General features: G+C 70.3%; 24 protein-coding genes. 5 read left to right on the forward strand and 19 right to left on the reverse strand.

The window, feature by feature from the left end:
* Nucleotides 1-93 precede the first annotated feature (93 nt).
* The 4 genes from ACFV2O_RS33555 to ACFV2O_RS33570 all read right to left on the reverse strand — a co-directional run bounded on the left by ACFV2O_RS33555 (nt 94) and on the right by ACFV2O_RS33570 (nt 5,053).
* Nucleotides 94-1,875 (reverse strand): penicillin-binding transpeptidase domain-containing protein, encoded by a 1,782-nt coding sequence (locus ACFV2O_RS33555; protein ID WP_379255619.1) that lies wholly within the window; start codon nt 1,873-1,875, stop codon nt 94-96.
* A gap of 26 nt (nt 1,876-1,901) precedes the next feature.
* Nucleotides 1,902-2,762, reverse strand: coding sequence for an arylamine N-acetyltransferase (locus ACFV2O_RS33560; RefSeq protein ID WP_379255621.1), 861 nt, complete (start codon nt 2,760-2,762; stop codon nt 1,902-1,904).
* A 62-nt stretch (nt 2,763-2,824) separates the two neighbouring features.
* Nucleotides 2,825-3,709 (reverse strand): alpha/beta hydrolase family protein, encoded by an 885-nt coding sequence (locus ACFV2O_RS33565; RefSeq protein ID WP_379255623.1) that lies wholly within the window; start codon nt 3,707-3,709, stop codon nt 2,825-2,827.
* A 123-nt stretch (nt 3,710-3,832) separates the two neighbouring features.
* Nucleotides 3,833-5,053, reverse strand: coding sequence for an MFS transporter (locus ACFV2O_RS33570; protein WP_379255625.1), 1,221 nt, complete (start codon nt 5,051-5,053; stop codon nt 3,833-3,835).
* 106 nt (nt 5,054-5,159) lie between these two features.
* Here ACFV2O_RS33570 and ACFV2O_RS33575 point away from each other — a divergent pair, with 106 nt between their 5' ends.
* From ACFV2O_RS33575 to ACFV2O_RS33585, 3 genes are all read left to right on the forward strand, one after another.
* Complete coding sequence (locus tag ACFV2O_RS33575; protein WP_379255628.1) at nt 5,160-5,507, forward strand: ArsR/SmtB family transcription factor; 348 nt, start codon at nt 5,160-5,162, stop codon at nt 5,505-5,507.
* Between the two features lie 114 nt (nt 5,508-5,621).
* Nucleotides 5,622-6,068 carry a TerB family tellurite resistance protein gene (locus tag ACFV2O_RS33580; RefSeq protein ID WP_379255630.1) on the forward strand — a complete coding sequence of 149 codons (447 nt, stop codon included), beginning with the start codon at nt 5,622-5,624 and terminating at the stop codon, nt 6,066-6,068.
* Nucleotides 6,069-6,097: 29 nt separating this feature from the next.
* Nucleotides 6,098-7,276: a winged helix DNA-binding domain-containing protein gene (locus ACFV2O_RS33585; protein WP_379255632.1), complete on the forward strand. Its 1,179-nt coding sequence runs from the start codon at nt 6,098-6,100 to the stop codon at nt 7,274-7,276.
* Nucleotides 7,277-7,382: 106 nt separating this feature from the next.
* Here ACFV2O_RS33585 and nadC read toward each other — a convergent pair whose 3' ends face one another.
* The 3 genes from nadC to nadA all read right to left on the reverse strand — a co-directional run bounded on the left by nadC (nt 7,383) and on the right by nadA (nt 11,032).
* Nucleotides 7,383-8,243, reverse strand: a complete 861-nt coding sequence (gene nadC, locus ACFV2O_RS33590) for a carboxylating nicotinate-nucleotide diphosphorylase (RefSeq protein ID WP_355078283.1) — start codon at nt 8,241-8,243, stop codon at nt 7,383-7,385.
* Between the two features lie 67 nt (nt 8,244-8,310).
* The gene (locus ACFV2O_RS33595) at nt 8,311-9,879 is read right to left on the reverse strand and encodes an L-aspartate oxidase (protein WP_379255634.1); all 1,569 of its coding nucleotides are present in this window, start codon (nt 9,877-9,879) and stop codon (nt 8,311-8,313) included.
* Nucleotides 9,880-9,988: 109 nt separating this feature from the next.
* On the reverse strand, nt 9,989-11,032 hold the full coding sequence (gene nadA / locus ACFV2O_RS33600) for a quinolinate synthase NadA (protein ID WP_379255635.1): 1,044 nt from the start codon (nt 11,030-11,032) through the stop codon (nt 9,989-9,991).
* A 77-nt stretch (nt 11,033-11,109) separates the two neighbouring features.
* On the opposite strand from nadA, the gene ACFV2O_RS33605 reads away from it, so the two are divergent.
* Nucleotides 11,110-11,874 (forward strand): NUDIX domain-containing protein, encoded by a 765-nt coding sequence (locus tag ACFV2O_RS33605; RefSeq protein WP_379255637.1) that lies wholly within the window; start codon nt 11,110-11,112, stop codon nt 11,872-11,874.
* A 70-nt stretch (nt 11,875-11,944) separates the two neighbouring features.
* Here ACFV2O_RS33605 and ACFV2O_RS33610 read toward each other — a convergent pair whose 3' ends face one another.
* The 6 genes from ACFV2O_RS33610 to bioB all read right to left on the reverse strand — a co-directional run bounded on the left by ACFV2O_RS33610 (nt 11,945) and on the right by bioB (nt 15,516).
* The gene (locus ACFV2O_RS33610; protein WP_364430515.1) at nt 11,945-12,124 is read right to left on the reverse strand and encodes a hypothetical protein; all 180 of its coding nucleotides are present in this window, start codon (nt 12,122-12,124) and stop codon (nt 11,945-11,947) included.
* A 142-nt stretch (nt 12,125-12,266) separates the two neighbouring features.
* Complete coding sequence (locus tag ACFV2O_RS33615) at nt 12,267-12,812, reverse strand: AAA family ATPase (protein ID WP_379255639.1); 546 nt, start codon at nt 12,810-12,812, stop codon at nt 12,267-12,269.
* A gap of 150 nt (nt 12,813-12,962) precedes the next feature.
* Nucleotides 12,963-13,496, reverse strand: a complete 534-nt coding sequence (locus ACFV2O_RS33620; protein ID WP_355078288.1) for a DUF1353 domain-containing protein — start codon at nt 13,494-13,496, stop codon at nt 12,963-12,965.
* A 90-nt stretch (nt 13,497-13,586) separates the two neighbouring features.
* Nucleotides 13,587-14,243, reverse strand: a complete 657-nt coding sequence (locus ACFV2O_RS33625) for a DUF2567 domain-containing protein (protein WP_379255640.1) — start codon at nt 14,241-14,243, stop codon at nt 13,587-13,589.
* Complete coding sequence (locus ACFV2O_RS33630; RefSeq protein ID WP_355078290.1) at nt 14,243-14,470, reverse strand: hypothetical protein; 228 nt, start codon at nt 14,468-14,470, stop codon at nt 14,243-14,245. Before ACFV2O_RS33630 ends, ACFV2O_RS33625 begins: the two co-directional genes overlap by 1 nt.
* A gap of 32 nt (nt 14,471-14,502) precedes the next feature.
* Nucleotides 14,503-15,516 (reverse strand): biotin synthase BioB, encoded by a 1,014-nt coding sequence (gene bioB, locus ACFV2O_RS33635; RefSeq protein ID WP_355078291.1) that lies wholly within the window; start codon nt 15,514-15,516, stop codon nt 14,503-14,505.
* A gap of 103 nt (nt 15,517-15,619) precedes the next feature.
* Between bioB and ACFV2O_RS33640 the strand changes: the two genes are divergently transcribed.
* The gene (locus ACFV2O_RS33640) at nt 15,620-16,204 is read left to right on the forward strand and encodes a TetR/AcrR family transcriptional regulator C-terminal domain-containing protein (protein WP_379255643.1); all 585 of its coding nucleotides are present in this window, start codon (nt 15,620-15,622) and stop codon (nt 16,202-16,204) included.
* A 96-nt stretch (nt 16,205-16,300) separates the two neighbouring features.
* Here the strand turns inward: ACFV2O_RS33640 and ACFV2O_RS33645 are convergent, their stop codons facing one another.
* The 6 genes from ACFV2O_RS33645 to ACFV2O_RS33670 form a co-directional block, all read right to left on the reverse strand.
* Nucleotides 16,301-17,443, reverse strand: coding sequence for an alpha/beta hydrolase family protein (locus tag ACFV2O_RS33645; protein ID WP_379255644.1), 1,143 nt, complete (start codon nt 17,441-17,443; stop codon nt 16,301-16,303).
* A 101-nt stretch (nt 17,444-17,544) separates the two neighbouring features.
* Nucleotides 17,545-18,768, reverse strand: a complete 1,224-nt coding sequence (locus ACFV2O_RS33650; protein WP_379255646.1) for an MFS transporter — start codon at nt 18,766-18,768, stop codon at nt 17,545-17,547.
* Nucleotides 18,769-19,237: 469 nt separating this feature from the next.
* On the reverse strand, nt 19,238-20,587 hold the full coding sequence (locus ACFV2O_RS33655; RefSeq protein ID WP_379255648.1) for an LLM class flavin-dependent oxidoreductase: 1,350 nt from the start codon (nt 20,585-20,587) through the stop codon (nt 19,238-19,240).
* On the reverse strand, nt 20,584-21,336 hold the full coding sequence (locus ACFV2O_RS33660; protein ID WP_379255650.1) for an ABC transporter ATP-binding protein: 753 nt from the start codon (nt 21,334-21,336) through the stop codon (nt 20,584-20,586). The genes ACFV2O_RS33655 and ACFV2O_RS33660 overlap by 4 nt, the downstream gene beginning before the upstream one ends.
* A complete protein-coding gene (locus ACFV2O_RS33665) occupies nt 21,312-22,175 on the reverse strand; it encodes an ABC transporter permease (protein ID WP_379255652.1) in 864 nt (287 codons plus the stop codon). The genes ACFV2O_RS33660 and ACFV2O_RS33665 overlap by 25 nt, the downstream gene beginning before the upstream one ends.
* A complete protein-coding gene (locus tag ACFV2O_RS33670; RefSeq protein ID WP_379255654.1) occupies nt 22,175-23,266 on the reverse strand; it encodes an ABC transporter substrate-binding protein in 1,092 nt (363 codons plus the stop codon). The genes ACFV2O_RS33665 and ACFV2O_RS33670 overlap by 1 nt, the downstream gene beginning before the upstream one ends.
* Between the last annotated feature and the right edge of the window lie 26 nt (nt 23,267-23,292).

Raw genomic sequence — 23,292 nt, forward strand, 5'->3', positions numbered from 1 at the left:
TACTCACGCGGTCCGGGGATGAGTGTAGCGGGCGTAGGAATGCTCGCACGCGTCAGCCGGGCCTTCACACTGCCTCGAATCGCCCGAAAGGGACTAACCGCGGGCACGCAGCATCCGGCCCGCCGCGTCCACCGCGGGAGCCGAACTGCCCGCGTCGCTGATGAACACGGAAAAGGCCAGGTCGCCGTCGATGCCGACGAACCAGCCGTGGGCGTGGGCGTCATCGATGTACTCCGCGGTGCCCGTTTTGCCGAGCAGGCCGGGAATGTCGCGCAATTGGGTCGCGGTGCCACCGGTGACGGTCTCGCGCATCATGGCTTTCAGCTGGTCGTCGACCTGCGGCGGCAGGGCGTCCGAGGTGCGGTCCGGGGTGCCCGGCTTGCCCCCGACCAGGGTGGGCGCGGGCACCGAGCCGCGAGCGATGGACGCGGCGACCAGAGCCATGCCGAACGGCGACGCTGTCACCTGCCCTTGACCGATCGCCGACTCCACACGTAACGCGGAGGTATCGGCCGCGGGCACCTTCCCCGTGACCGTGGTCAGGCCCGGTGTGACGTAATCGATGCCGAGGCCGAGTTGTGTGGCCGCTTTCGTCAGCGCGTCGGCGGGCAATCGCACGGCGAGGGCGCCCATCGTGGTGTTGCACGAGCGGGCGAACGCGGTGTGCAGCGGAACCGCGCCGAGATCGAAATTGTTGTCGTTGGGGATGCGGCGACCCTCGATGTCGGCGGTGCCGGGGCAGGGCAGCACGGTGTCGGGTGTGACCGTCCCCGCCTGCAACGCGGCGGAGACGGTGACCGTCTTGAACGTCGAACCCGGCGGGTAGAGCCCGGTCAGCGCGATCGGGCCCTGCGCGTCGGCGGGGGCGTTCTGCGCGATCGCGACGACCTCGCCGGTCGACGGACGCAGGGCGACGATCGCCGCGGGCTGCGCGATCGGGGCGAGCGCCGCCTCGGCCGCGCGCTGCAAGCCGAGATCGAGCGTGGTCGCGATGTCGGCGGTGGGCGTGGGATCCGTTCCCGCGACCCGCTCGGTGCCCTGCGGCGTCTGGGCGCGCACGGCCCACCCGGCGTGCGCGTCGGCGGACTGCTGCCACAACTCGGCCAGTCCGGACAGGGTCGGGGCGGCCAACGCCTTGTCGGTCGTCAGCAGGCGGGTCTGCGGCGCGAGGGTGACACCGGGCAGCGCGGCCAGGCGGTCTCGGATCGGGGCGAGATCGCTCTCGCGCAAGGTGATCGCGGTGATCGGTTTTCCTTGCGCCGCCGCCAGTTCGGTCTGCACCGACCCGGCCGTGAGACCCAGCGCGAGAGGGCCGAGCAGATCCGCGACCGCGGGGAGGTCGGCTCCGGGTCCGACATTGACCAGCGTGACGGTCTGCTCAGTCATCAGCTCGCCCCCCGCGGCATCGAGTATGCGGGCCGGTTGCGGATAGACCCTGCCGTAGCTCAACGGCCCCGCCGCGAGCCCGGGGGCGACCGTGGCGGGATCCCACTTCACCCGCCATCCGTTCCCGTCGTCGTGCGCGGCGCCGTTGGTGCTGTAGGTCCACTCCGACTTGCCGTCCGCGCCCAGCTTCCAGGTGGCGGCCAGGGCGAAGCGGTTGTCGTCGACCGAGCGGACGTCGAAGCGCACGTCCTTGCCCAGGCCGTCGTACAGCGCGCCGAGGGTGTCGGCGGCCTCGGCCGGATTGTCGGTGAGCGCGGCCGCGGCGGCGATATCGTCGCGGTTCAACGCCTCGGCGAACTGCCCTGCCACGGTGTCGGGCTGGTCCGGCCCGGACGAGCAGGCGGCGACCACGAGCAGCGGTGCGGCGAACAGGACAAGGGCTTTCCGGTTGGTACGCACCCGACGACCATAATGGGCGCAGCCGGACATCGTCCGTCAACAGCCCGCTCGCGGGGTCAGTCGCGTATCCACGGAGTATTCGCGAGTGCGGCGGCATCGGCCTCGGTGAGGTCGATGTCGAACACCTCCGCGAGGACCTTGGGCAGCTCGGTCGGCTCCAGTTCCCTTGTGTTGCTGGTGCCGTCGGGGTACTCGGTGACGAGCGTGGTGCCGTCCAGCACGTGGTGGACCTCCGGGTGGAAACGCTGCACGAACGGCCGGGTGGTGAACGGGGAACGCGGCGAGGTCGACACGAAATGGTTGCCGACGGCGTAGTCGATGCCGTACTGCGGATTCAAGGTGAAACTGTACCGGTCGATCCACCCGTCCCGGCCGAATTGGTGCAGTACCCACAGGTCGGAATCCAGCTCGCCGCGCCCGCTCTCCAGACGGAACTGCCAGTCGCCGCCGGTGAATTCGCCCGCGGACAACTCGAACGGCACCAGCGGTCCGGCGCCGAAGCCGACGTCGCACAGCCAGACGCGGTCGTCGTCGGCGGTCGTCACGCGCAGCAAGGCATGGGTGGCCGGCCGCAGGGCCGTGCCCGCGCCCATGCTCACGCGACCGCTGAGGCCGGTGACACCGAATCCGAGCCGTTCCAGCGCGGCCGCGAACAGTCCGACGTTCTCGTAGCAGTAACCGCCGCGGCGGCGCCGCACGAGTTTGTCCTGCAAGGTCGCCAGATCCAGGGGGATCGACCGGCCCAGGATGATCTCCAGGTTCTCGAACGGGATCGCGGTGGTGTGCGCCCGCACCAGCTCGTGCAGCGTCCGGACGGTGGGGGCGCGCTCGCCGTCGAACCCGATCCGGGCCAGGTAGGCGTCCAGATCGAGATCCGCTCCGTTCCAGTGGTAAGCCGGGTCGGCGGGTTTGCTCATCGCGTCCTCACTTCGTCGTCGGTTCTTCTCGGTCAACTGCGCGCAACGGCGATCGTGTTCCCTCACGCCGCGCACTTCGCGCCCGGCGGGGCGGCCGGTGCGGTGACGACGTCGTGCGCGACGTCCACGAGGTAGTCGCGATCCGGGCCGTCGACCGGCTCCGCGCCGAGCAGCAGGCGCTCGACGACGCAACCGCCCTCGAAGAAGGCCGGTCCGACGCTGTGGTCGCCGGGAACCACCCGCCCGTTCAGATCGCGCCCGGTCACGACGGTGTACATCGAGGTGGGTCGGCCCGCGGCGAGCAGCCCCGCGCGCATCTCGACGCTGGTGGCATACGGCACCACGTCGTCGGCGGTGCCGTGCACGAGAAACGCCCGCCGCACGTCCATCCGGGTCGCCAGCAGCGCGGGCGAGCGTTCGGCGTAGGCGAGCGGGCAGGTGCCGGGCGGGCAACCACCCGCGTCGCGCTCGATCTGCGCGGGCAGCGCCGGATCCACGGACCCGGCGCCCAACCACATCGTGAAATCGTCGGCGGGACCGTAATTGTCGACCCAGTAGTCGAACATCCCGCGCGGGCCGTGCGCCACCGCGAGACCACTGGTGATGCCGCCCTGGCTCCAGCCCCACAGCACCGTGCGGGTGATCGAGCGATGGGTATCCCTGTACCACGTGGTCGCGGCGACGATGTCGCGCCACCCTGCCCACAGATTCCATTCTCCGGTGCGCCACATGCTCTGCGCCGAGCGCAGATCCATCGACAGGATCGGCGTCGCGGTGCGCCGGGCGATCGACTCGAGGTAGCCCGCGAAATCGGCCGACGACCCGTCGTGCCCGTGCACCGCGACCACGAGCGCCTGCGCGGTCGCGTCGCCCTCGGCGCACCGATAGGGCTCGTATACCCGGCCGGTCGCCTCCTCCCCGTCCACGGTCAGCGAAACACTGCGCACCGCCACATCCCCGGCGCAGTCCCCATCCGCCGAAACCCTCGGCGCCACAAGAACTGTCGTCAGGAGCGCACCGGCCAACGCGCAGCACGATACGAGAGATGCCCATCGCATCCCCGGATGATGTCACGCCGTCAGCGCGGCATCGCGACGCAGGCGCGCCACGACGAGTAGTCCGCCCGCTGCGGCCGCGAGGCCGACCACCACGCCGAACGCGATCACACCTGCGCTCAATCCATAAGCGTCGCCGAGAAACCCGGCGGCCAGCGGTAGCACCGCGGCGGGGAGATACCCCCCGACGTTCTGCGCGGCGTTGGCCTCGGCCAGCCGCTCGCCCGGCACGCTCGCGCTGATCGCCGTCAGTCCGCCGAACTGGCCGAGCCCCTGACCGGCACCGGCGAGCACGGCCGCCGTCACGAACAGCGGAAGCGAGGTCGCGACCAGTGAGAGCACCAGCGCGGCCATGCTCGTCATGGTCGCGATCGTGCCGCCGAGCAGGATGACGCCCACACCGAACCGCCTGGCCGCGAACTGGACTCCGGTCGCGGCCAGGAACATCGCGAACGCCACCGCACCGGCGAGCACCCGGTCGGCGACACCGAGCAGATGTGCCAGCACCGACGGCCCCAGCGACAGGACGAACGACGTCGCGGTGATGCCCGGTCCGAACACCGCGATCCCCAGCAGCACCGCGGTGCGGCCTTCCCTTACGACCGACGGGATCCGGATCCACGGTCCGCGCCCGCCGGCACCGGCGGGCAGAGGCAACCGGGCTACTACCGCGAAAGCCGTAGTGAGCACGGCGATCTCGACCAGGAAGACCGTCACCGTCGGGCCGGGCAGCGCTTCGGACAGGATGCCTGCCAGCAATGGCCCGCTCCCGGCTCCGAGCACCATCGCCGTGGACGCGGCCAGCGCGGCGACCCGTTTGCGGTCGGACCCGCCCACATCGGTGACCGCCGCCATTCCCGCCGACACCGTCGCGCCGACCGCCAGACCGGTCAGCAGCCGCGCCAGGGCCAGCAGCGGGACCGACTGCGCGACCGCGAACAACACACAGGCCGCCACCGCCGCCGCCACCGCGGGCAGCAGCACCGGTTTGCGACCCACCCGGTCCGACACCACGCCCGCGACCAGCAGCGCACCCAGCAATCCGGCGATGTAGCAGGCGAACACCGCGGTCAGCGTCCCGGCGGAGAAGCCGATCGCCCGCTGCCACACCACGTACAGCGGGGTCGGCGCGTTCGACAACACGAACACCGCGAACACCGGCCACGCCGCCGCCCACACCGAACGTCCGCCCGTCCGTGGTGCTTCCGTACGTGGCACCGTCACCGTCGATCCCATCACCACTCCTTGGTTCGAAATTTCTCGTACTGGTACGACAGTAATCGAACTTAGCGCATAGTACGATAGAAGTCGTACAAGCCGTCCGAAATTCGAGGAGAACGCGATGCCAGCGGCCACCGACACCGCCGATGCCACCTCCGTGCTGCCCGAGCCGGACCGCGCCGACCTGCGACTGGATCACGTGCTGGCCGCGCTGAGCGACCCGCTGCGCCTGACCATGGTCCGCCGGTTGCTACTGGACTCCCCCGACACCGACCGGTCGTGCTCCTGGTTCGGCATCGATCGCCCCAAATCCACGTTGACGCACCACTTCCGGGTCTTGCGCGAGGCGGGCGTCACCCGGCAGCGGCGCTACGGACTTGAACGCCGCAGCCAGGTCCGCGTCGACGATCTCGAGGCGCGCTTTCCCGGCTTGCTCGACCTGGTCCGCGCCTGGGAGCCCGCCGACTGATCCAGAACTTTGGGGGCAGGACCCGACGCCCGAGCCCTGTTACGGTCCCGGTATTCATTCCGAGTCCGGATGGCACGGGTCCGCGCGTTCGGACGCCTTCTCATGGAGTCAGCCATGATCAGCGCGCCCGAGACCGCCCGGACCTGGCGCGAACAACTGCTCGCCGAGCGGAACGAATTGCGCGGCGCGTCCTTTCGCGACGCCGCCGTGGTCCTGCGCGCGCTGGTCGCCGTGGCCGACGACGCGACGTCGGCGGCGGACCGCGGCGCCGTCGCCGAACTGGTCGCGGCGGATCCGGTGCTGCGCAACTTCCCGGTCCACGACTTGCGCGCCTTGTTCGAGGACAACTGCCATCGGCTGGCGAACGATCCGGTCCTCGGCTGCGCGCACGTGCTGCGGCAGATCGCCAAAGCGATGCACAAGCAGGCCGAGGCGGACGCGGTCGTCCGCACCGGCATCCTGATCGGCGGCGAGGCGGGCGCGTGCGGCCCTGCGGCGACCGAGGCCGTCCGCGACGCCTGCCGGACGCTGCGCCCGGCTCCGGAGCGCTTCGGCCTCTGACCCGACGGCGCGAACGCTACGATTCGCCTATGCGTTCGATTGATGTCGCCGAGCGGCGCGCCCGGCTGGCGGTGCGACACCGGCTGGCCACCCCGGAGCGGGCCGGACAGGTCGCGGAGATCGCCCGCTCGCTGGTCGCCCTGCACGCGACCGATCCGGCGACTGTCTTCCTCTCCGTCGCGGCCCGCGCCGAGGGGCTGGCGCCCGCGGATGTCGAACAGGCGCTCTACGACGACCGTTCGCTGCTGCGGATGCTGGCCATGCGCCGCACCATGTTCGTCGTGCCGGTGGAGCTGGTCGCGATCCTGCAGGGTTCGTGCGCGGACGCGCTGGCGCACAAACAGCGGCGCACCTACGGCAAGTACCTGGAACAGGCGGGCATCGGGGACGGCGATGTGCGGCGCTGGTGGGCCGAAGTCGAGACCGAGACGCACAAGGCGCTGCTCGATCGCGGCGCGGCGACCGGCGCGCAGCTGAGCAAGGACGTCCCCCGCTTGCGCACCCAGGTGAACACCGCGCCGGACAAGCCGTATTCGAAGCCGACGAACATCACCACCTGGGTACTGGTGACGCTCGGCTGCGAAGGCCGCATCGTGCGCGGACGGCCGAACGGCAGCTGGACCAGCAGCCAGTACACCTGGGCGCCGATCGAATCGTGGTTGCCGGACCCCGTCCCCGTGATGCCCGCCGCCGAAGCCCGCGCCGAGCTGGTCCGCCGCTGGTTGCGCGCGTTCGGCCCCGCGCCGGTGTCCGACATCAAGTGGTGGACCGGGTGGACGCTGGGCGAGGTGCGCGCGGCGCTCGGGGCGCTCGAGCTGATCGAGGTCGACCTCGACGGCATGACGGGCGTACTACTGGCCGACGACGTGGAGCCGGTCGCCGCCCCGGAGCCATGGGCGGCATTGCTTCCCGCGCTCGATCCGACGCCCATGGGCTGGCAGGCTCGAGAATGGTTCCTCGGCCCCCACGCGCCGAACCTGTTCGACCGCAACGGGAACATCGGGCCCACCGTCTGGTGGGACGGGCGCATCGTGGGCGGCTGGGCGCAGCGCGGTGACGGCGAGATCGTCTACCGCCTGCTCGAAGACGTGGGGACCGACGCCGAGGCGATGATCGCCGCGCAGGCGCAGCGAGTCGCCGAATGGTACGGCGACGTGCGCGCCATTCCCCGTTTCCGGACGCCGCTGGAACGGGAACTCACCGCCTGACCGAGCGCCCCGGCACGCACCGCCGGGTAGCTCGGGCGACATGGAGATTCGCGCATTCGCCGAGCCCGACCGAGCCACCTGCGCGGCTTGTGCGTTCGGGCGGTACCTACATGTCCAGCCCGAGGTCGAGGACGCGGACCGAGTGGGTGAGCGCGCCGACGGCGAGGTAGTCGACGCCGGTGCGGGCGTAGTCGGCGGCGACGTCCAGGCTCAGGCCGCCGGAGGACTCCAGTTTCGTCCGCGGTGACGCGGCGTTGCGGCGCTGCACTGCCGCCTGGGTCTGCCAGAGCGGGAAATTGTCCAGCAGTACCAGTTCCACGTTCTCGGCGAGCACGGCGTCGAGCTGTTCGAGGCTGTCGACCTCGACCTCGCAGGCGATATCGGGGGCTGCGGCGCGGACCGCGCGCAGCGCCTCGACCACCGACCCCGCGGCGACCACGTGGTTGTCCTTGATCAGGGCGGCGTCGCCGAGACCCATCCGGTGGTTGACGCCGCCGCCGACCCGCACGGCGTACTTCTGCAGCGCGCGCAGTCCGGGCAGCGTCTTGCGGCTGTCCCGGATGCGGCAGCGGGTGCCCGCGACGGCGTCCACCCAGGCGGCCGTCGCCGTCGCGATGCCGGACAGATGGCACACCAGGTTGAGCATGGTGCGCTCCGCGGTGAGCAGCCCACGGGTGGGCGCGATCAAGGTCAGCACGGACTGTCCGGGCGACACCCGGGTGCCGTCGGCGACGCGGTCGGTGATCTCGTAGGCGTCCGCGCCGATCACCTCGTCGAGCACCAGCAGCCCGGCGTCCAGCCCGGCCACGGTTCCCGGTTCCCGCGACACCACCGATGCCTTGATCACCGCGTCCGCGGGCACGGTGGCCGTCGTCGTGACGTCCGGGCCGTAGCGCAGGTCCTCGTCCAGCGCGGCGCGGATGACGCGCAGCACCTCGTCGCGATCCAGGGCGTCGTCCAGAGCCATCGAAGCGTTCCTCTCTGACCGAGCGGGGTTCTCGCGGTCCACCGGATGCCGCGCTCGGTGCGTGTGGTCAGGGAATGGGGGCGTACTCGGGGACGCCGTCGCCGTTGAGCCGGATCGGGAGGCTGTGGCGGAGTTCGGGCAATGCGTCCGGGTGATCGGACCGGGTGTGACAGCCGCGGCTCTCGGTGCGGGCGAGCGCGGCCAGCAGCAGCGCGCGGGCCGCGAGAGTGAGTGCGGCGTCCTCGATTCCGGCGATCGGGTGGGTGGCGGCGGCGAGCGTGTCGCGGTTGGTGACCACGTCGTCGAGTCGCTTGAGCGCTTCCGCGAGTCCGGCGCGGTCGCGGACCACCGAGGCGTGCGTGGTCATCAGGTGCTGCACCACGTCGCGGTCGACGTATTCGGCTACGCGAGTGGGGATCTCGCTCACCCGGGCTCGCTCACCGAGCCGCTCGGCGGCGGCGGCTCCGGCACGCTCGCCGACCACCAGCCCCTCCAGCAGACTGTTGGACGCCAACCGGTTCGCCCCGTGCAGTCCGGTGCGCGCGACCTCTCCGGCCGCGTACAGGCCGGGCACTCCGGTACGGCCGTGAGTGTCGGTGACGACTCCCCCGCACTGGTAATGCGCGGCAGGCGCGACCGGGATGAGGTCGGTGCGCGGATCGATGCCCGCCGCCAGGCACGAGGCGGTGATCGTCGGAAACCGCTGCGGGAAACCGTCGATCGAGCGGGCGTCGAGATAGACGTGCTCGGTGCCCAGCGCCCGCATGCGCGCGGCGATGGCGCGGGAGACGACATCGCGAGGGGCGAGATCGCCCCGTGGATGCACCCCCTCGGTCACCGGGTTGCCTTCGGTGTCGACCAATGTCGCGCCTTCGCCGCGCACCGCTTCGCTGATCAGCGGCCTGCGCCCGATACCTCCCGGGGTGTACAGCACCGTCGGGTGGAACTGCACGAATTCGAGGTCGGCGACGGCGGCACCGGCCCACAGCCCGAGCGCGATGCCGTCGGCGGTGGCGCCCGGCGGATTGGTGCTCAGCGCGTACAACTGGCCGAGCCCGCCGGTGGCCAGCAACACAGCGGGCGCGTGCACGACACCGAAACCCCGGTCCGACAGCGCGACCACGCCTCGCACACCGTTCGGCCCCGTGACGATCTCGCCGACGGCCGCGCCGAACAGCACCGGCAAGCCGGCTTCGTTCAGCGCCCGCTGCACCTCGGCGCCGGTGGCGTCGCCCCCGGCGTGGATGATCCGGCGGGTGCTGTGCCCGCCCTCACGGGTCCGCGAGATCTGGCCGTCGCGGCCGAGGTCGAACACCGCGCCCAGGTCGGTCAGCGCGGCCACCGCGTCCTGCCCGCCCTCGACGATGGAGCGCACGGCGTCCACGTCGCACAGGCCGACGCCCGCCTCCACCGTGTCGTGCACGTGTGACTCGACCGAGTCACCGTGCGGCGCCACGACGGCGATGCCGCCCTGGGCGTACTGGGTGGACGTATCCGTCGGCCCGCCCTTGCTGAGCGTGAGCACCCGCAGCCCGCGCAGTGACGCGGTGCGCGCCGCGGTCAGTCCCGCGACGCCACCGCCGATCACGACCAGATCGGCCTCGGCCTCCCAGTCGATGGAAACCCGGGTTGTCATCGCCCCGCGCCTCTCTGTCTTCCGATCCGCGAACGTTCTGCGGCGCGGGCGCTGTGGTCAGCGCGTTGCGCCGGAGAGCGACCCGCCGCCGCGAGGGCAGCGGTCGGACTCATTCACCGCCGCCGGGATTGCCGATCGCGATCATCCGCTGCACCGAGTTGCGGCCCAGCGCGGCGGTTTCCGGATCGACGTGGACCTCGTCACGGCCCTCGACCAGGCAGCGCAGCAGGGCCGCCGGAGTGATCATCTTCATGTACTTGCACGACGCCCGGTCGTTCACGGCCTGGAAGTCGATGCCGGGGGCGGCCTTGCGCAGCTGGTGCAGCATGCCGACCTCGGTGGCCACGAGCACCTGATTCGACTTCGCCGCCTTGGCCGCGTCGATCATGCCTCCGGTGGACAGGATGTGCACCCGATCGGCCGGGAACGCGCCCTCGCCCGCGAGGTACAGCGCCGAGGTGGCGCACCCGCATTCGGGGTGCACGAACAGTTCCGCGTCCGGGTGGGTACGCGCCTGCTCGGTGAGCTCGTCGCCGTTGATGCCCGCGTGCACGTGGCACTCGCCCGCCCAGATGTGCATGTTCGCGCGGCCGGTGACCCGCTTGACGTGCGCGCCGAGGAACTGGTCCGGCAGGAACAGCACCTCGCGGTCCGGGTCGATCGAGGCGACCACGTCCACCGCGTTGGAGGAGGTGCAGCAGATGTCGGTGAGCGCCTTCACCTCGGCCGTGGTGTTCACGTAGGACACCACCACCGCGTTCGGGTGCTCGGCCTTCCAGGCGCGCAGTTCGTCGGCGCTGATCGAATCCGCGAGCGAACATCCCGCACGCTGATCGGGGATGAGCACGGTCTTCGCCGGGCTCAGGATCTTGGCGGTCTCGGCCATGAAGTGCACGCCGCAGAACACGATGGTGTCCTCGGGCGCCTCGGCCGCGATCCGCGACAGCGCCAGCGAGTCGCCGACGTGGTGGGCCACGTCCTGGATCTCCGGCAGCTGATAGTTGTGCGCCAGGATCGTCGCGTTGCGCTCCCTGGCCAGACGCTTGACTTCCTGCGCCCACTCCGGCGTCGCCTCGACACCCGCGAACCCGGAGGGTCCGTCGAACACCTGCCCCATCAGCGGGGGCGCCAGTTTCGCACCCGTCGTCGCCATGGATGGCTCCCTTCCTCGTGCGGTCGGCTACACCGCCGATTCGCACCAAACCAGGTTTTCGACTTATAATCGAAAACGTGGCCCATAGTAGCACCATCCACGAATCGCTCACCGCGGTGTTCCAGGTTCGTCGCTTTCCCCGGGACATCGCCGCAGGTCACGCCCTCGCCGACCGGGCAGAAGGCATGCTGCTACGGTGCCCGCCCGACCAGCGGGCCGAACTCGCGGTGTTGTTGTGGGAACGCGCACTCGACCCGCAGAAGGGCACCTGGTCGCTCCCCGGCGGACGCCTCGGCGACGACGAGGACCTCGACGCCTCCGCGCGCCGCCAGCTCGCCGAGAAGGTCGACGTGCGCGAGCTGAGTCATCTGGAACAGCTCTCCGTGTTCAGCGCTCCCGATCGGGTGCCGAAGCCGCGCCGCATCGCCTCGGCCTACCTCGGACTCGTCCCGCTGACCGCCGACCCGCAGCTGCCCCCGGACACCGCCTGGCACCCGGTGTCGGCGCTGCCGGACATGTCCTTCGACCACCGCACGGTGGTCGACCACGCCCGCACTCGGCTGGCGGCGAAACTGTCCTACACCAACATCGCCTTCGCCCTCGCGCCGGACCGGTTCACCATGTCGACCCTGCGCGAAATCTATTGCGCTGCACTCGGTTACGACGTGGACACTACGAACCTTCAGCGAGTTCTCTCCCGCCGCAAGGTGATCACCCCCACCGGAGCCACCGCCGCCCCCGGCCGCGCGGGCGGCCGCCCCGCCGCGGTGTACCGCTTCACCGACTCCGGCCTGCGCGTGACAGACGAATTCGCGGCGCTGCGCCCACCCGGCCCTTCGTAACCGGCCGGAAAGCCGGCGATCTCGGCGGGTAGGCCAGATGCCGGCCGCAGAAGCGGCGGTCAGGCATTGCTCAGCCTTCTGCCGCAGTCTTGCGATGCTTGTCCCGGCGACGGTACTGCCGTTTGCTCGGAATGGGCCGCGCCGCATTACCGCGCCGCAGCGCATCCCGCCGCCGCCACGCCGCCAGATCGGCCCGTTCGCCCCGCGCAGAAGCCGCCCCGTCCTCCACCGCGTGCGCGGTCTTCACCACCCCAGCCCCTTTCCGACAACCCTCGGCCACTCCGGCCGCCCACCATATCCTCGCGCCCACGTCGGCTCCAACGGGTTTTTCAAGATCAGCGGCACATGGTTGCGGCATTTCGCGAGAAGGCCCCTCCGTCATGGGCCGTTGATCATGAGGAGGCGTCGAGGAAGGCGACGATCGCCGGGATGTCGGGGCGGTAGGCGGAGGTGGTGTCGACCTCGAGTGTCGGCGCGTCGAGGGAGATGCGCTGGAAGGCGGCGGGTGCGGGGTGGTCTGGATCGTCGTGGGCGCGGCGGAGCGGATTCGAACGGTGGCGCTGGTGGATTCGCTGTGTCGCGAGAGCTGGATCGATCGTGCAGTGCACGATGCGGAGCTGGGCGTGAGCGCGCAGCGGCGTGAGGCCGGGACGCCACAGCCGGTCTTGGAAGGCGGCTTCGGCCACCACCGTGACACCGGCCCGCAGGAGCAGTTCCAGCGTCTGGAAGAACACCGGCAGCGTGCGGAGGTTCAGCTCGTTCGAGCGGCTCGGGGCGTAGTTCTCCGTCGCGTGGACCATGCCCTCCTTGATCTCGTCCCGGCAGATGGCTGGGCAGCCGATCGCCCGGGCGAGAGCGTGCGCGAGCGTCGTCTTGCCTGACCCCGGCGGGCCACTGACGACGACGAGGGTGGGGAGCCTGGGCGATCCGTCGCTCATATCGGCACCGTAACTCGTGCGCCGCTGCGGCAGCCGAGAACTCGTCCGCGCCGGTGGCGGGTTGCCCGCGCGGATCCGGCGACCCGGCCGGGCTCGCCGGCGCGAGGCTCGCCCAGCGCGCACGAAGTTCGCACCGAGACCCCAGGTCGGTCAGGCGGTCTTCATCTGCGGACCAGGCGGCGGAGCTTCGGTCCGCTGCGTTAGGCGCGACCCGGCCCAGAAGGCCAACTCCACCAACCAGAACAGCAGGAGGAACACCGTCACCACGGTCGCGGGAACGGCGAGGAAGAACACCGAAGGGACCGCGACGACGACGAACCGGGCGACGTCGCCCGCACTCGCGCCGCGTAACCGGTGCGCCGCGCGCACGGCCGCCCACATCATCCAGCGGCGTGGCAGGGAGACTCCGAGTTCGTGCAGGCATCGGCGGAAGATGCCGTCGGCGTCGGCCACGCCGACCGTGTTCGTGCTCAGCAGGTAGTCGTGCAGGATGGCGGCACGGGTATAGCTGCCGTAACGGGGAATCAGCCAGATCAACGGGCGCGGCACCGAGGCGAAGTCCGTCCGGAAACCAGCTGGGACCACGAATTCCTCACTCGCACCGCGATAGACGAGCGGTTCGGTCACCCGCCAGAACTTGGCGTCGAGCTCTTCGACGACCGGACCGCCACCCACGAAGGCCACGTCCCAATTCCTTCCCAGCACGCTACGAGTTCCCGACCCCGAAGTGGTTCGGAAAGCCTTCCCCGTCGCGGCGACGTGCCGGACGACGCGTCAGCGGCGCTGGCGATATTCGGGCAGCGAATATCCCTCTGAGGCAGGCTGGTAGCCACCATAGGGCAGCTCTGCGCTGCTCGCAGCGTCACCATAGGGCATGAAGGCGCCATGGCCGTCGTAGGAGGCTTCCTCCTCCTTCCGGGCGGCGCGGCGGCCACTGCCGAGATCCTCCGAGGTACTCAGCGCCGCGAGGAACAGCATGACGAACGACGCGATCAGCGGCTGCACGATCAGCGCGAGGTCGCTGCCGAGTTCGATCGGCAAGGTGACGATCTGGCCCACCGGCGGGTCGTGCGGGCGCGGATGCGACCACTCGGCGACCTGCTCCCCCACACCGGCCATCACCACCGCGCCCAGGCCGGAACCGATCAGCAGGCCCAGCTGCAACAGCGGCCCACGCGCCGAGCGCCAGCGCCACACGGCCAGTGCGCACAGCAAGCCGAGCACCGCCCCCGCGAGGACGAACAACGCCAGCGCGTCGAACTGATGCGCGCTCTCCCCGGTCAGTCCGACACCGCGACCCGGCTCGACCACGAGCAGCCGCTCGGTCGGCGCGAGCAGGCCCCAGCCGACACCGGCGAGCGCGCTCACCACCACCACGGCGACGGCGACCACAGCCGCCGCCCGCACCTCACCCCGCAACGGCGACGCCACTAGCGGCGTTCCAGTTCGGCCGAGTCGACGACGCCGTGCCTGGAGCACTTGGCCCACCAGCCGTCCGGGCTCACCTGCACGATCATGCGGCGTCCGCACTGTTCGCAGAAGCGCGGCGGCTCCAGGCCCAGCGCGGCGGCGGCCGGGATCGCGTCGTCGAGGCCCGGCACGATTCGCTTGCCGGTGAACGGGTTGTAGCGCTCGTCCATGTCCATGACAGTACTCATGCTCGCTTGCCTCTTCGTCGCAACCGAGCCGGTCAGAGCGTTTCGTTGAGCGCCTTGATCGGCATCTTCAGCTCGCCGAGCAGGTCCAGGTCCTGTTCGGCCGGGCGGCCGAGGGTGGTCAGGTAGTTGCCGACGATGACGGCGTTGATGCCGCCCAGGATGCCCTGCTTGGCGCCGAGATCACCGAGGGTGATCTCCCGGCCGCCCGCGAAGCGCAGCATGGTGCGCGGCAGCGCGAGCCGGAACGCGGCCACGGCGCGCAGCGCGTCGGACGCGGGCAGCACCTCCAGGTCGCCGAAGGGCGTGCCCGGACGCGGGTTGAGGAAGTTCAGCGGCACCTCGTCGGGCTCGAGTTGGGCCAGGTTCGCGGCGAACTCGGCGCGTTGCTCCAGCGTCTCGCCCATGCCGAGGATGCCGCCGCAGCAGACCTCCATGCCCGCTTCGCGGACCATGCGCAGGGTGTCCCAGCGCTCCTCCCAGGTGTGCGTGGTCACCACGTTCGGGAAGTAGGACCGCGAGGTCTCCAGGTTGTGGTTGTAGCGGTGCACACCCATGGCGGCCAGCTGGTCCACCTGCTCCTGGGTGAGCATGCCCAGCGAGCAGGCGACCTGGATGTCCACCTCGTTGCGGATCGCCTCGACACCGGCGGCCACCTGGGCCATCAGGCGCTCGTCGGGACCGCGCACGGCCGCCACGATGCAGAACTCGGTGGCGCCGGTCTTCGCGGTCTGCTTGGCGGCTTCCACCAGGCTGGGAATGTCCAGCCACGCGGCGCGCACCGGCGACTGGAACAGGCCCGACTGCGAGCAGAAGTGGCAGTCCTCCGGGCAACCGCCGGTCTTGAGGCTGATGATGCCCTCGACCTCGACCTCGGGGCCGCACCACTTCATGCGCACCTCGTGCGCCAGGGCGAGCAACTCCTCCAGCCGGTCGTCACCGAGCCGTAGCACCTCCAGGGTCTGCTCCTGGGTCAGCCCCACCCCGCGCTCGAGCACCTGCTCGCGGGCGATCGACAAGATTTCGGTGTCTACAGGTGCCTGGGTCACTGCACGAATCCCTTCGTCCGGCCGAGGTGGCCGTGCAACTTGAACGGTGTTCAGGCTAGGGTAGCGGTAGGAGTGAGTCAAAGCACGACGGGAAGGGCATCGAGTGCAGCTGCACCGGGCGGACGTGGTCGACGGCGCCATCGCGATTCTGGACCGATACGGCCTGGCCGACCTCACCATGCGCAGGTTGGCCGGCTCGCTCCAGGTGCAGCCCGGCGCGTTGTATTGGCACTTTCCGAACAAGCAGGCGCTGCTCGGCGCGGTCGCGGACAAGATCCTCGCGCCCATGGAGGACCCGATCGAGGCCGAGGAGTGGTCCGGGCAGATCACCGAACTGGCGCACCGGCTGCGCGACTGCCTGCTGGCCTATCGCGACGGCGCCGAATTGGTGTCGGCGACCTACGCGTCCCGGCTCACCACGAGCAAAGGGCGAGAACGACTGGTGAGCGCCGCCATCCGCGCGGGCATGCCGCGCCAGGAGGCCGAACTCGCGGCGTTCACGCTGCTCTACTACGTCCTCGGCGAGACCGTGGACGAGCAGTCCAGGATGCAGATGGACTCGGCGGGCGCCCTGCCCGAGGGCGCCTCGCCGTTGGAGGAGACCACCGACCCCACCGCCCGTTTCGACTTCGGCCTGCAATTGTTCGTCGCGGGCGTGCGGCACTTGCTCGGCACCCGCGTCCGCTGACGCCGGGGGCGTCCCGATCACGGTTCCGCAGTAGGTGTAGCGGCCGTTTCCGAAGCAGTCGACAGCGACTGTTCCCTCGCGGGTGCGCGCCGAGCGTCAGCGCAGGTGCGTGTTCAGGAATCCCAGCGCATCCGGAAGCGATGCCAGGAACGCGCCGCTGTGGTCCTTGCCGGGGTACTGCTGGACCGTCACTCGTATTCCGGGGTTCAGCTCTTGCAGTTCTTTCCCGTAGCTCTCGGTGTCGGTGGGAGGCACATCGATGTCCGCGGTGCCGTAGCCGATCAGGAGATCGCTGGTGAACCGGTCTTCCGGATATCCCGTCAGGGCGGCGATGTCTTCGGCGAAGGTGGGCGTCGGCCGGTCGGGGTCGGCGACGAGCGCCGACGGTCGACGGCCGTCGGCGCGCTCGACCAGATGCGAAAGGCATTCGTGGGCCGCTCTTTCCACGAAGTCCTTGCCGAAATCGGACAGGTACGGGGTGACGCTGCCGGGGTTCAGTTCCTCCAGCGAGGCCAGGTAGTACGCGGCGTAGGCGATCTGGTTCTTGGAGCCGGTCGAGTCCGCCCGGAACATCTCCGGGAGGCTCTTGCTCGGGTCGGTGCGCAGCCCGGTGGCCACCACTCCGCTCAACCCCGTAGCGGAACCGCCTTTCTCGGCATACAGACCGGCCGCGCTCATCACCGCGTGCGCTCCTTCCGACTGACCGACCAAGACCCATCTGCGCGACAGCGGAATCGGAGTCGTGCGCATCGCCGCGACCGCGTCGATTATCGACATGCCCTCGACGTTCGTGTTGTAGTAGCTGAACTGCCCGCGGGTGCCGAGGCCCTGGTAGTCGGGAGCCAGTACCGCGTACCCGTTCTCCAGTATCTGGTCGAAATAGGTGATGTTCCGCTCGGACTGCGGGCGGCGCGACGGCGCGCAGGCATCGCCGATGCCCGCGGTCCCGTGTGCCCACACCACCAGCGGCCATCCTCCCTGCGGCGGCAGGCCCGGGGGCAGATAGAGCGCACCGGATGCCTGCGCGGGTGCGCCGTGCTGATCGGTCGTGGTGTAACCGATCCCGAGCGACACCGCGGCCTTGGGGAAAGTCCACGCGGGATCGAGCAGCTCGATCCCGCTCAATTGCCCGGTCGTCGGGCTTTCCGCTGTCGCAGGGGCCACCCCGAGCGTGACCGCGACGCACATACTTATCGAGGCGGCGACCAGGCCGGATCGCCGAAGGAACGATAGGGACATGCCGCAGCACCATACCGACGCACGCCGATGACCAGACCCTAGCGACACGTGCCACCAGTGGAAATTCTCGAATCCCGCGCAACGGCGGCGAGTGCGAGCGCCTACCCGGTCCGGGCCGACCGCCGCCCTGGCGCCCCGACCACGCCCGGAAACCAGCGATGCATCGCGTAGGCGCCCGCCGCGGCGGTGAGCGCGAGCGCGATGGCCGCTCCGCCGAGCACGGTCACGGCGCTGATCGCGCCGACCGCCACCGGTCCGACGAACATGCCGATGTCGTGGGTGAGCCGCCAGGCCCCGAGGAACTCGGCCCGCTGCCCGTCGGGCGCGACATCAGCGCCGACCGTCATGATCAGCCCGTTGCTCATGCCGTTGGCCAGCCCGAGCAGCACAGCGGCGCAACCGAGCCCGAGCACCGAGGAAGTGCACGGCAGCACACCGAAACCGGCGGCGAACAGGACCATCGACGGCACGCCGGTCGCCCGCCTGCCGTAGCGGTCCAGCCACACGCCCGCCGGATACGACATCAGCACGTCCACCGCGCCCGCCAGGCCGAACACCAAACTGGTGGTCGACGCGCTCAGTCCGATGTGCGCGGCCCACAACGGAAGCAGCGCCAGCCGAGCCGCACGCGCGGCCCCGACCAGCAGCGCGGCCAGGCCGAGCGTGCCGAGGGTCCTGCGGTGCTCGACCACGATCGCCGTCAGCGCGTGCCCCGCGCCCGCCTCGCCCGATCCCTCCGGCGATCGGATCGCCGCCATGGCCGCGCCGGACACCACCGTGGTCACCAACTGCAACCACAACGCGCCGTTGGGACCGAGCGAATGCACCACGGCCGCACCGAGGAACGGTCCGCAGAAGAACCCCAACCGCATGGAACCGGCCAGCGTCGACATCGCGCGGCCGAGGTCGTTCGGGGGCACCACGGCAACCAGATAGGTTTGGCGAGCCAGGCCCCACACCGCGCCCGCCGCGCCGCCCAGCAGCATGCCCAGCGCGAGCACTCCGACATTCGGCGCGACGATCGCCGCGAGCACGCCGATCGCACCGAGCACCGAACCCACCGCAAGCGCACCACGTTCCCCGATGGTCGCGACGACTCGCCCCGCGGGCAGGTCGGTGAGCACCATGCCCAACCCGGACAACGCGACGATGATCCCCGCCAGCCCGGCCGACGCGCCCAGGTCGAGCGCGCGCAGCGCGTACATCGGCGCCGCCGCGCCGGACCCGATGCCGTACACCACCATCGGCACGAACACCGTCCAGGTCAGCGACCGCAACCGCACCGCGCCGACGATGTCGCCCGCTACCACGGACCGCTCGCTCATCGCATCGCCGATCGATGCCGCGAGGCCGCGCTCCGCCCGATCACATCCAGCCCGAAGCCGCCGCCCGAGGCGAGACCGCGCGCCGATTGCCATTCCCCATTTCCAGCGAACCTCGCTACCGGAGGGCGGCCGCAGGCAGCTGGTTCACGGCACGCGGTAGGCGTGGTGGAGGCAACCCGCGACTCGACAGCACGAGACTCGGAACCGGCCGACCACCAGCGCCCGGAGCGCACCTGGCGCGCATTGCCCTGGAACCCGACTCGCTGGTTCGCGTCGACCAGCACAGCGTGTGGATCGAAGACGCGCACGATAGCGTGCGCGACCGACTTCGAATGCCCGACCCGTGAGCGGGGCACTGCGTCGGCCGGCCCCACACCGAACGCGCGGGGCCGACCCATCGCATGCACCGGTGCGGTCCTGTGGCGGACAGCCCGGCGCTCAGGCGGACAGTCGCTTTCGTCGGCGCCGCTCACCGGGCCAGCGCGGGCTGCGGGGCGAAACGGCTGTCGGGGCGGGGCAGGCCGAAGTGGTCGCGCAGGGTGGTGCCGGTGTACTCGGTGCGGAACAGGCCGCGTTCCTGCAGGATCGGCACGACCGTCTCGGCGAAGATCTCCAGTCCGCCCGGGTAGTACGGCGGCATGACGTTGAACCCGTCGGCCGCGCCGTTGCGGAACCATTCCTCGATGGTGTCGGCGACCTGCTCGGGGGTTCCGGCGAACACCCGGTGGCCGCGCGCACCGGCGAGGCGGTGCAGCAGGCCGCGCACGGTCGGCCGTTCGCGCTGCACAATGCCCGCCACGACCTGCAAGCGGCTCTTCCCGTTGTCGGTCACGTCGCCCGCCGCGTCGAACAAATCGACCGGGATCGGCTCGTCCAGCGGCAGGTGCCGCAGGCTGATCCCGACGATGCCCTCCAACTGGGCCAGGCCGTATTCCGGCACGGTGAGCTCGTTGAACTCCTGCTCCAATTTCTTGGCCGCCGCCTCGGTGTCGGCGATGAACGGGCTGATCCCCGGCAGGATCTTGATGTGCTCGGGGTCGCGGCCGAAGCCACGGGCCCGCTCCTTGATGTCGGCGTAGAACGCCTGGGCGTCGCTGAGCCGCTGATGCGCGGTGAAGATCGCCTCGGCGTACTTGCCCGCGAACGCCCGCCCGTCGTTCGACGCGCCCGCCTGCACCAGCACCGGGTGGCCCTGCGGCGTGCGCGGCGCGTTGAACGGTCCACGCACCCGCAGGTATTCGCCGGCGAAGTCGATCTGGTGGATCTTCTCCGGGTCGGCGTACACGCCGGAGGCCTGGTCCAGGACGACGGCGTCGTCCTCCCAGCTGTCCCACAGCGCCACCACGGCGTCGACGAATTCCCGAGCACGGGCGTACCGTTCGGCGTGGTCGGGATGCTTGTCCAGACCGAAGTTCGCCGCGGCGAGATCGGTGCCGGTGGTGACGATGTTCCAGCCCGCCCGGCCGCGGGAGATGTGGTCCAGCGTGGAGAACAGCCTGGCCAGGTTGTAGGGCTCGTAGTACGTGGTCGACGCGGTGGCGATGAGGCCGAGATGCGTCGTCGCGGTGGCGATCGCGGTGAGCAGGGTGATCGGTTCCAGGCCGGAGGTCGCGTTGTGCTTCACGTTGTTGTGCAGGGCGGGTCCGTCGGCGAAGAACACCGCGTCCAGTTTCGCCGCTTCGGCGGTGCGTCCGATCTCCTGGTAGTAGGCGACGTCGTAAATCCGTTCGGGACTGCTCCACGGATGCCGCCATGCCGCCTCGTGGTGGCCGGAGGGGTAGATGAAGGCGTTGAGGCTGAGTTGGCGCGGTGCGGTCATGAGGCTTTCTTCTCGTCGGTGGGCGTGTCGACGACGTCGACGCCCAGGCTGGCCAGCAGGAGGGAACGGTGCCGCAGGAAGGCGGGATCGCCGTGGCGGCGTGGGCGTTCCAGGTCGATGCGCTGGTCCACCGCGATGCGCCCGTCGTCGAGCACCAGGACACGGTCGGCCAGCAGCACCGCCTCGTCCACATCGTGGGTGACCAGCAGCACTGCGGGCCGATGCTCGGCGCACAGGTCCTGCAGCAGTGCGTGCATCTTGATCCGGGTCAGCGCGTCCAGCGCGCCGAAAGGTTCGTCCGCCAGCAGCAGTTCGGGTTCGCGCACCAGCGAACGCGCCAAGGCGACACGCTGTTGCTCGCCACCGGAAAGCTCCTTGGGCCAGGCCTTCTCCCGGCCCGCCAGCCCGACCTCGGCCAGTGCCGCGCGACCGCGACCGGCGGCGTCCGTACCGCCGAGACCGAGGGTCACGTTGTCGAGCACCCGCACCCAGGGCAGCAACCGGGAGTCCTGGAACACCACCGAACGCTCGGTGGGCACGCTCAATTCGCCGGAACCCGGCACGTCGTAGTCCAATTCGGCGAGCGCCCGCAGCAGCGTGCTCTTGCCCGAACCGCTGCGGCCGAGCAGCGCGACGAACTCGCCGCGCGCGATGTCGATGTCGATGTCGCGCAGCACCACCCGGTCGCCGAAGCCACGGCGCAGCCGCCGGGCGCGGACGACGTTCAGTCCCCGAGTGTCTGCCGCCATGACAGCGCCTTCCTTTCCACCGCGCGCACCAGGATGTCGCCGAACAGGCCGAGCAGGCCGTAGATCACCAGGCCGACCACGATGATGTCGATCTGGCCGTAGGTGCGGGCCTGGGTCATCAGGTAACCGATGCCGCTGGTGGCGTTGACCTGTTCCACCACGACCAACGCCAGCCAGGAGATGGTGACGGCCAGCCGCAGACCGGTGAAGAAGCCGGGCAGCGATCCCGGCAGCGCGATCCGGCGGACGAATCCCCACCGCGACAGGCCGACGGTCTGGGCGAGTTCCACATACCTGGCGTCGACGCTGCGCAGGTGCGCGTGCGTATTCAGGTAGATCGGGATCGCCACGCTGGTGGTGATCACCACCAGCTTCATTTCCTCGCCGATGCCGAACCACACGATGAACAGCGGAATCAGCGCGAGTGTCGGAATGGCGCGCTTGATCTGGATCGGCCCGTCCACCAACGCTTCACCGACCCGGCTCAGCCCGGCCAGCAGCGCCAGCACCAGGCCGATCGCGACACCGAGCCCGAGCCCGATCACGGCGCGCTGCACCGAGGTCAGCAGATTGCTCTGTAAACGGCCGTCGGCGAGCAGGTCACCGGCGGTCTCGGCGACCGTCCACGGCGCGGGCAGGGTCTCCGGATCCAAAGCGCCCGTGGCCGAACCGGCCACCCAGGCGGCGATCAGCAACGCCGGTCCCACCGCGATGCCGAACGGGATGGGGCGGCCAGGGCCGAGGCGCGGCCGGGTCGGTTTGCGTTTCGCCAGTATCGGTTCCGCCGTGGAGCGGCCGAGGCCGAAGCGGCGCAGCACCGCGGCGTCGAGGGTCGCCATCAGCGTGCCTTCGGTTCGAACGACGCGCCGCTCTCGGTGACCGCTTGCGTGATCGCGGCGTCGAAGCGCAGGTCGAAGCCGTTGGACGCCTGCACCTTCTTCGGCAGTTCGCCCGCCTTGGCGATGGCGTCGATGGTGGCCTGCTGCCGGTCGACCAACTGCTGGTCCAGATGCGGGAAGACGTAGGTGCCCAGCGAGTCGACGATGCGTTTGGCGTCGTCGGCGCTCACCTTCTGGTTGTCCACGTAGTAGCGGCGCGCCCAGTCCTCCGGGTGGGTGTTGGCCCACTGGTAGGCGCGGACGAACGCGCCGACCAGCGCCCGGGTGGCGGCCGCCTTCGCCGGATCCCGCACGACCGCGCGGCGGGCGTACAGATAGGCGAGACCGCCGTAGAGACCTACGGTCTCGGAGTCGGGGACCAGCGAGGTGCCCGGCGTGCGCAGGAACCGGGTGACGTTCGGCTCGATCAGCGGCGCGACGTCGACCTGGCCGGTGCGCACGGCATCGAGGAACTCGGCCAGTTGCAGCCGGACAAGCTGCACGTCGGAGGTGGTGAGCCCGGCCTTGTCGATGGCGCGCAGCACGGCGGCCTGCTGTGCCGTGCCCTCCGCGTAGGCGATCTTCTTGCCCTTCAGGTCCGCGAGCTTCGTCACCGACTTGCCCGGCGCCACCGCCAGTTTCAGGGCGGTGGTGCTGGTCTGGTAGGACGCGATGATCGGGACGTCCTGCCCGGCCACCAAGGCGTGGATCGGCGGGACGTCGCCGACCTGGGCGACGTCGGCGGCGCCCGCCCGGAACGCCTCCAGGATGGCGGGACCGCCGACGAAGTTGGCGAACTCCACCTTGAACGGAAGCTTGTCGAGCTCGCCGGAGATGCGCAGCACCGATTGCAGGCGCTCGGACTGGTCGGCGACCACGAGGGTGGTGCCTGCGGGAACCTCGGTCGGCAGTGGTCCGTCGGCGGTGGGACCGACCGGCTTGTCGTCCTTCGCGCAGCCGGTGAGTCCGAGGGTCGCAACGGTCGCCACGGCGAGCAATGCGGCGGTCGCGCGGCCACGGAGGCCGGACCGGAACGTACTTGGTCGGAACATAAGGCGAATTAGAACAAGACGAAACC

The organism is Nocardia sp. NPDC059691 (assembly GCF_042733915.1).
GTDB classification, from domain to species: domain Bacteria; phylum Actinomycetota; class Actinomycetes; order Mycobacteriales; family Mycobacteriaceae; genus Nocardia; species Nocardia sichangensis.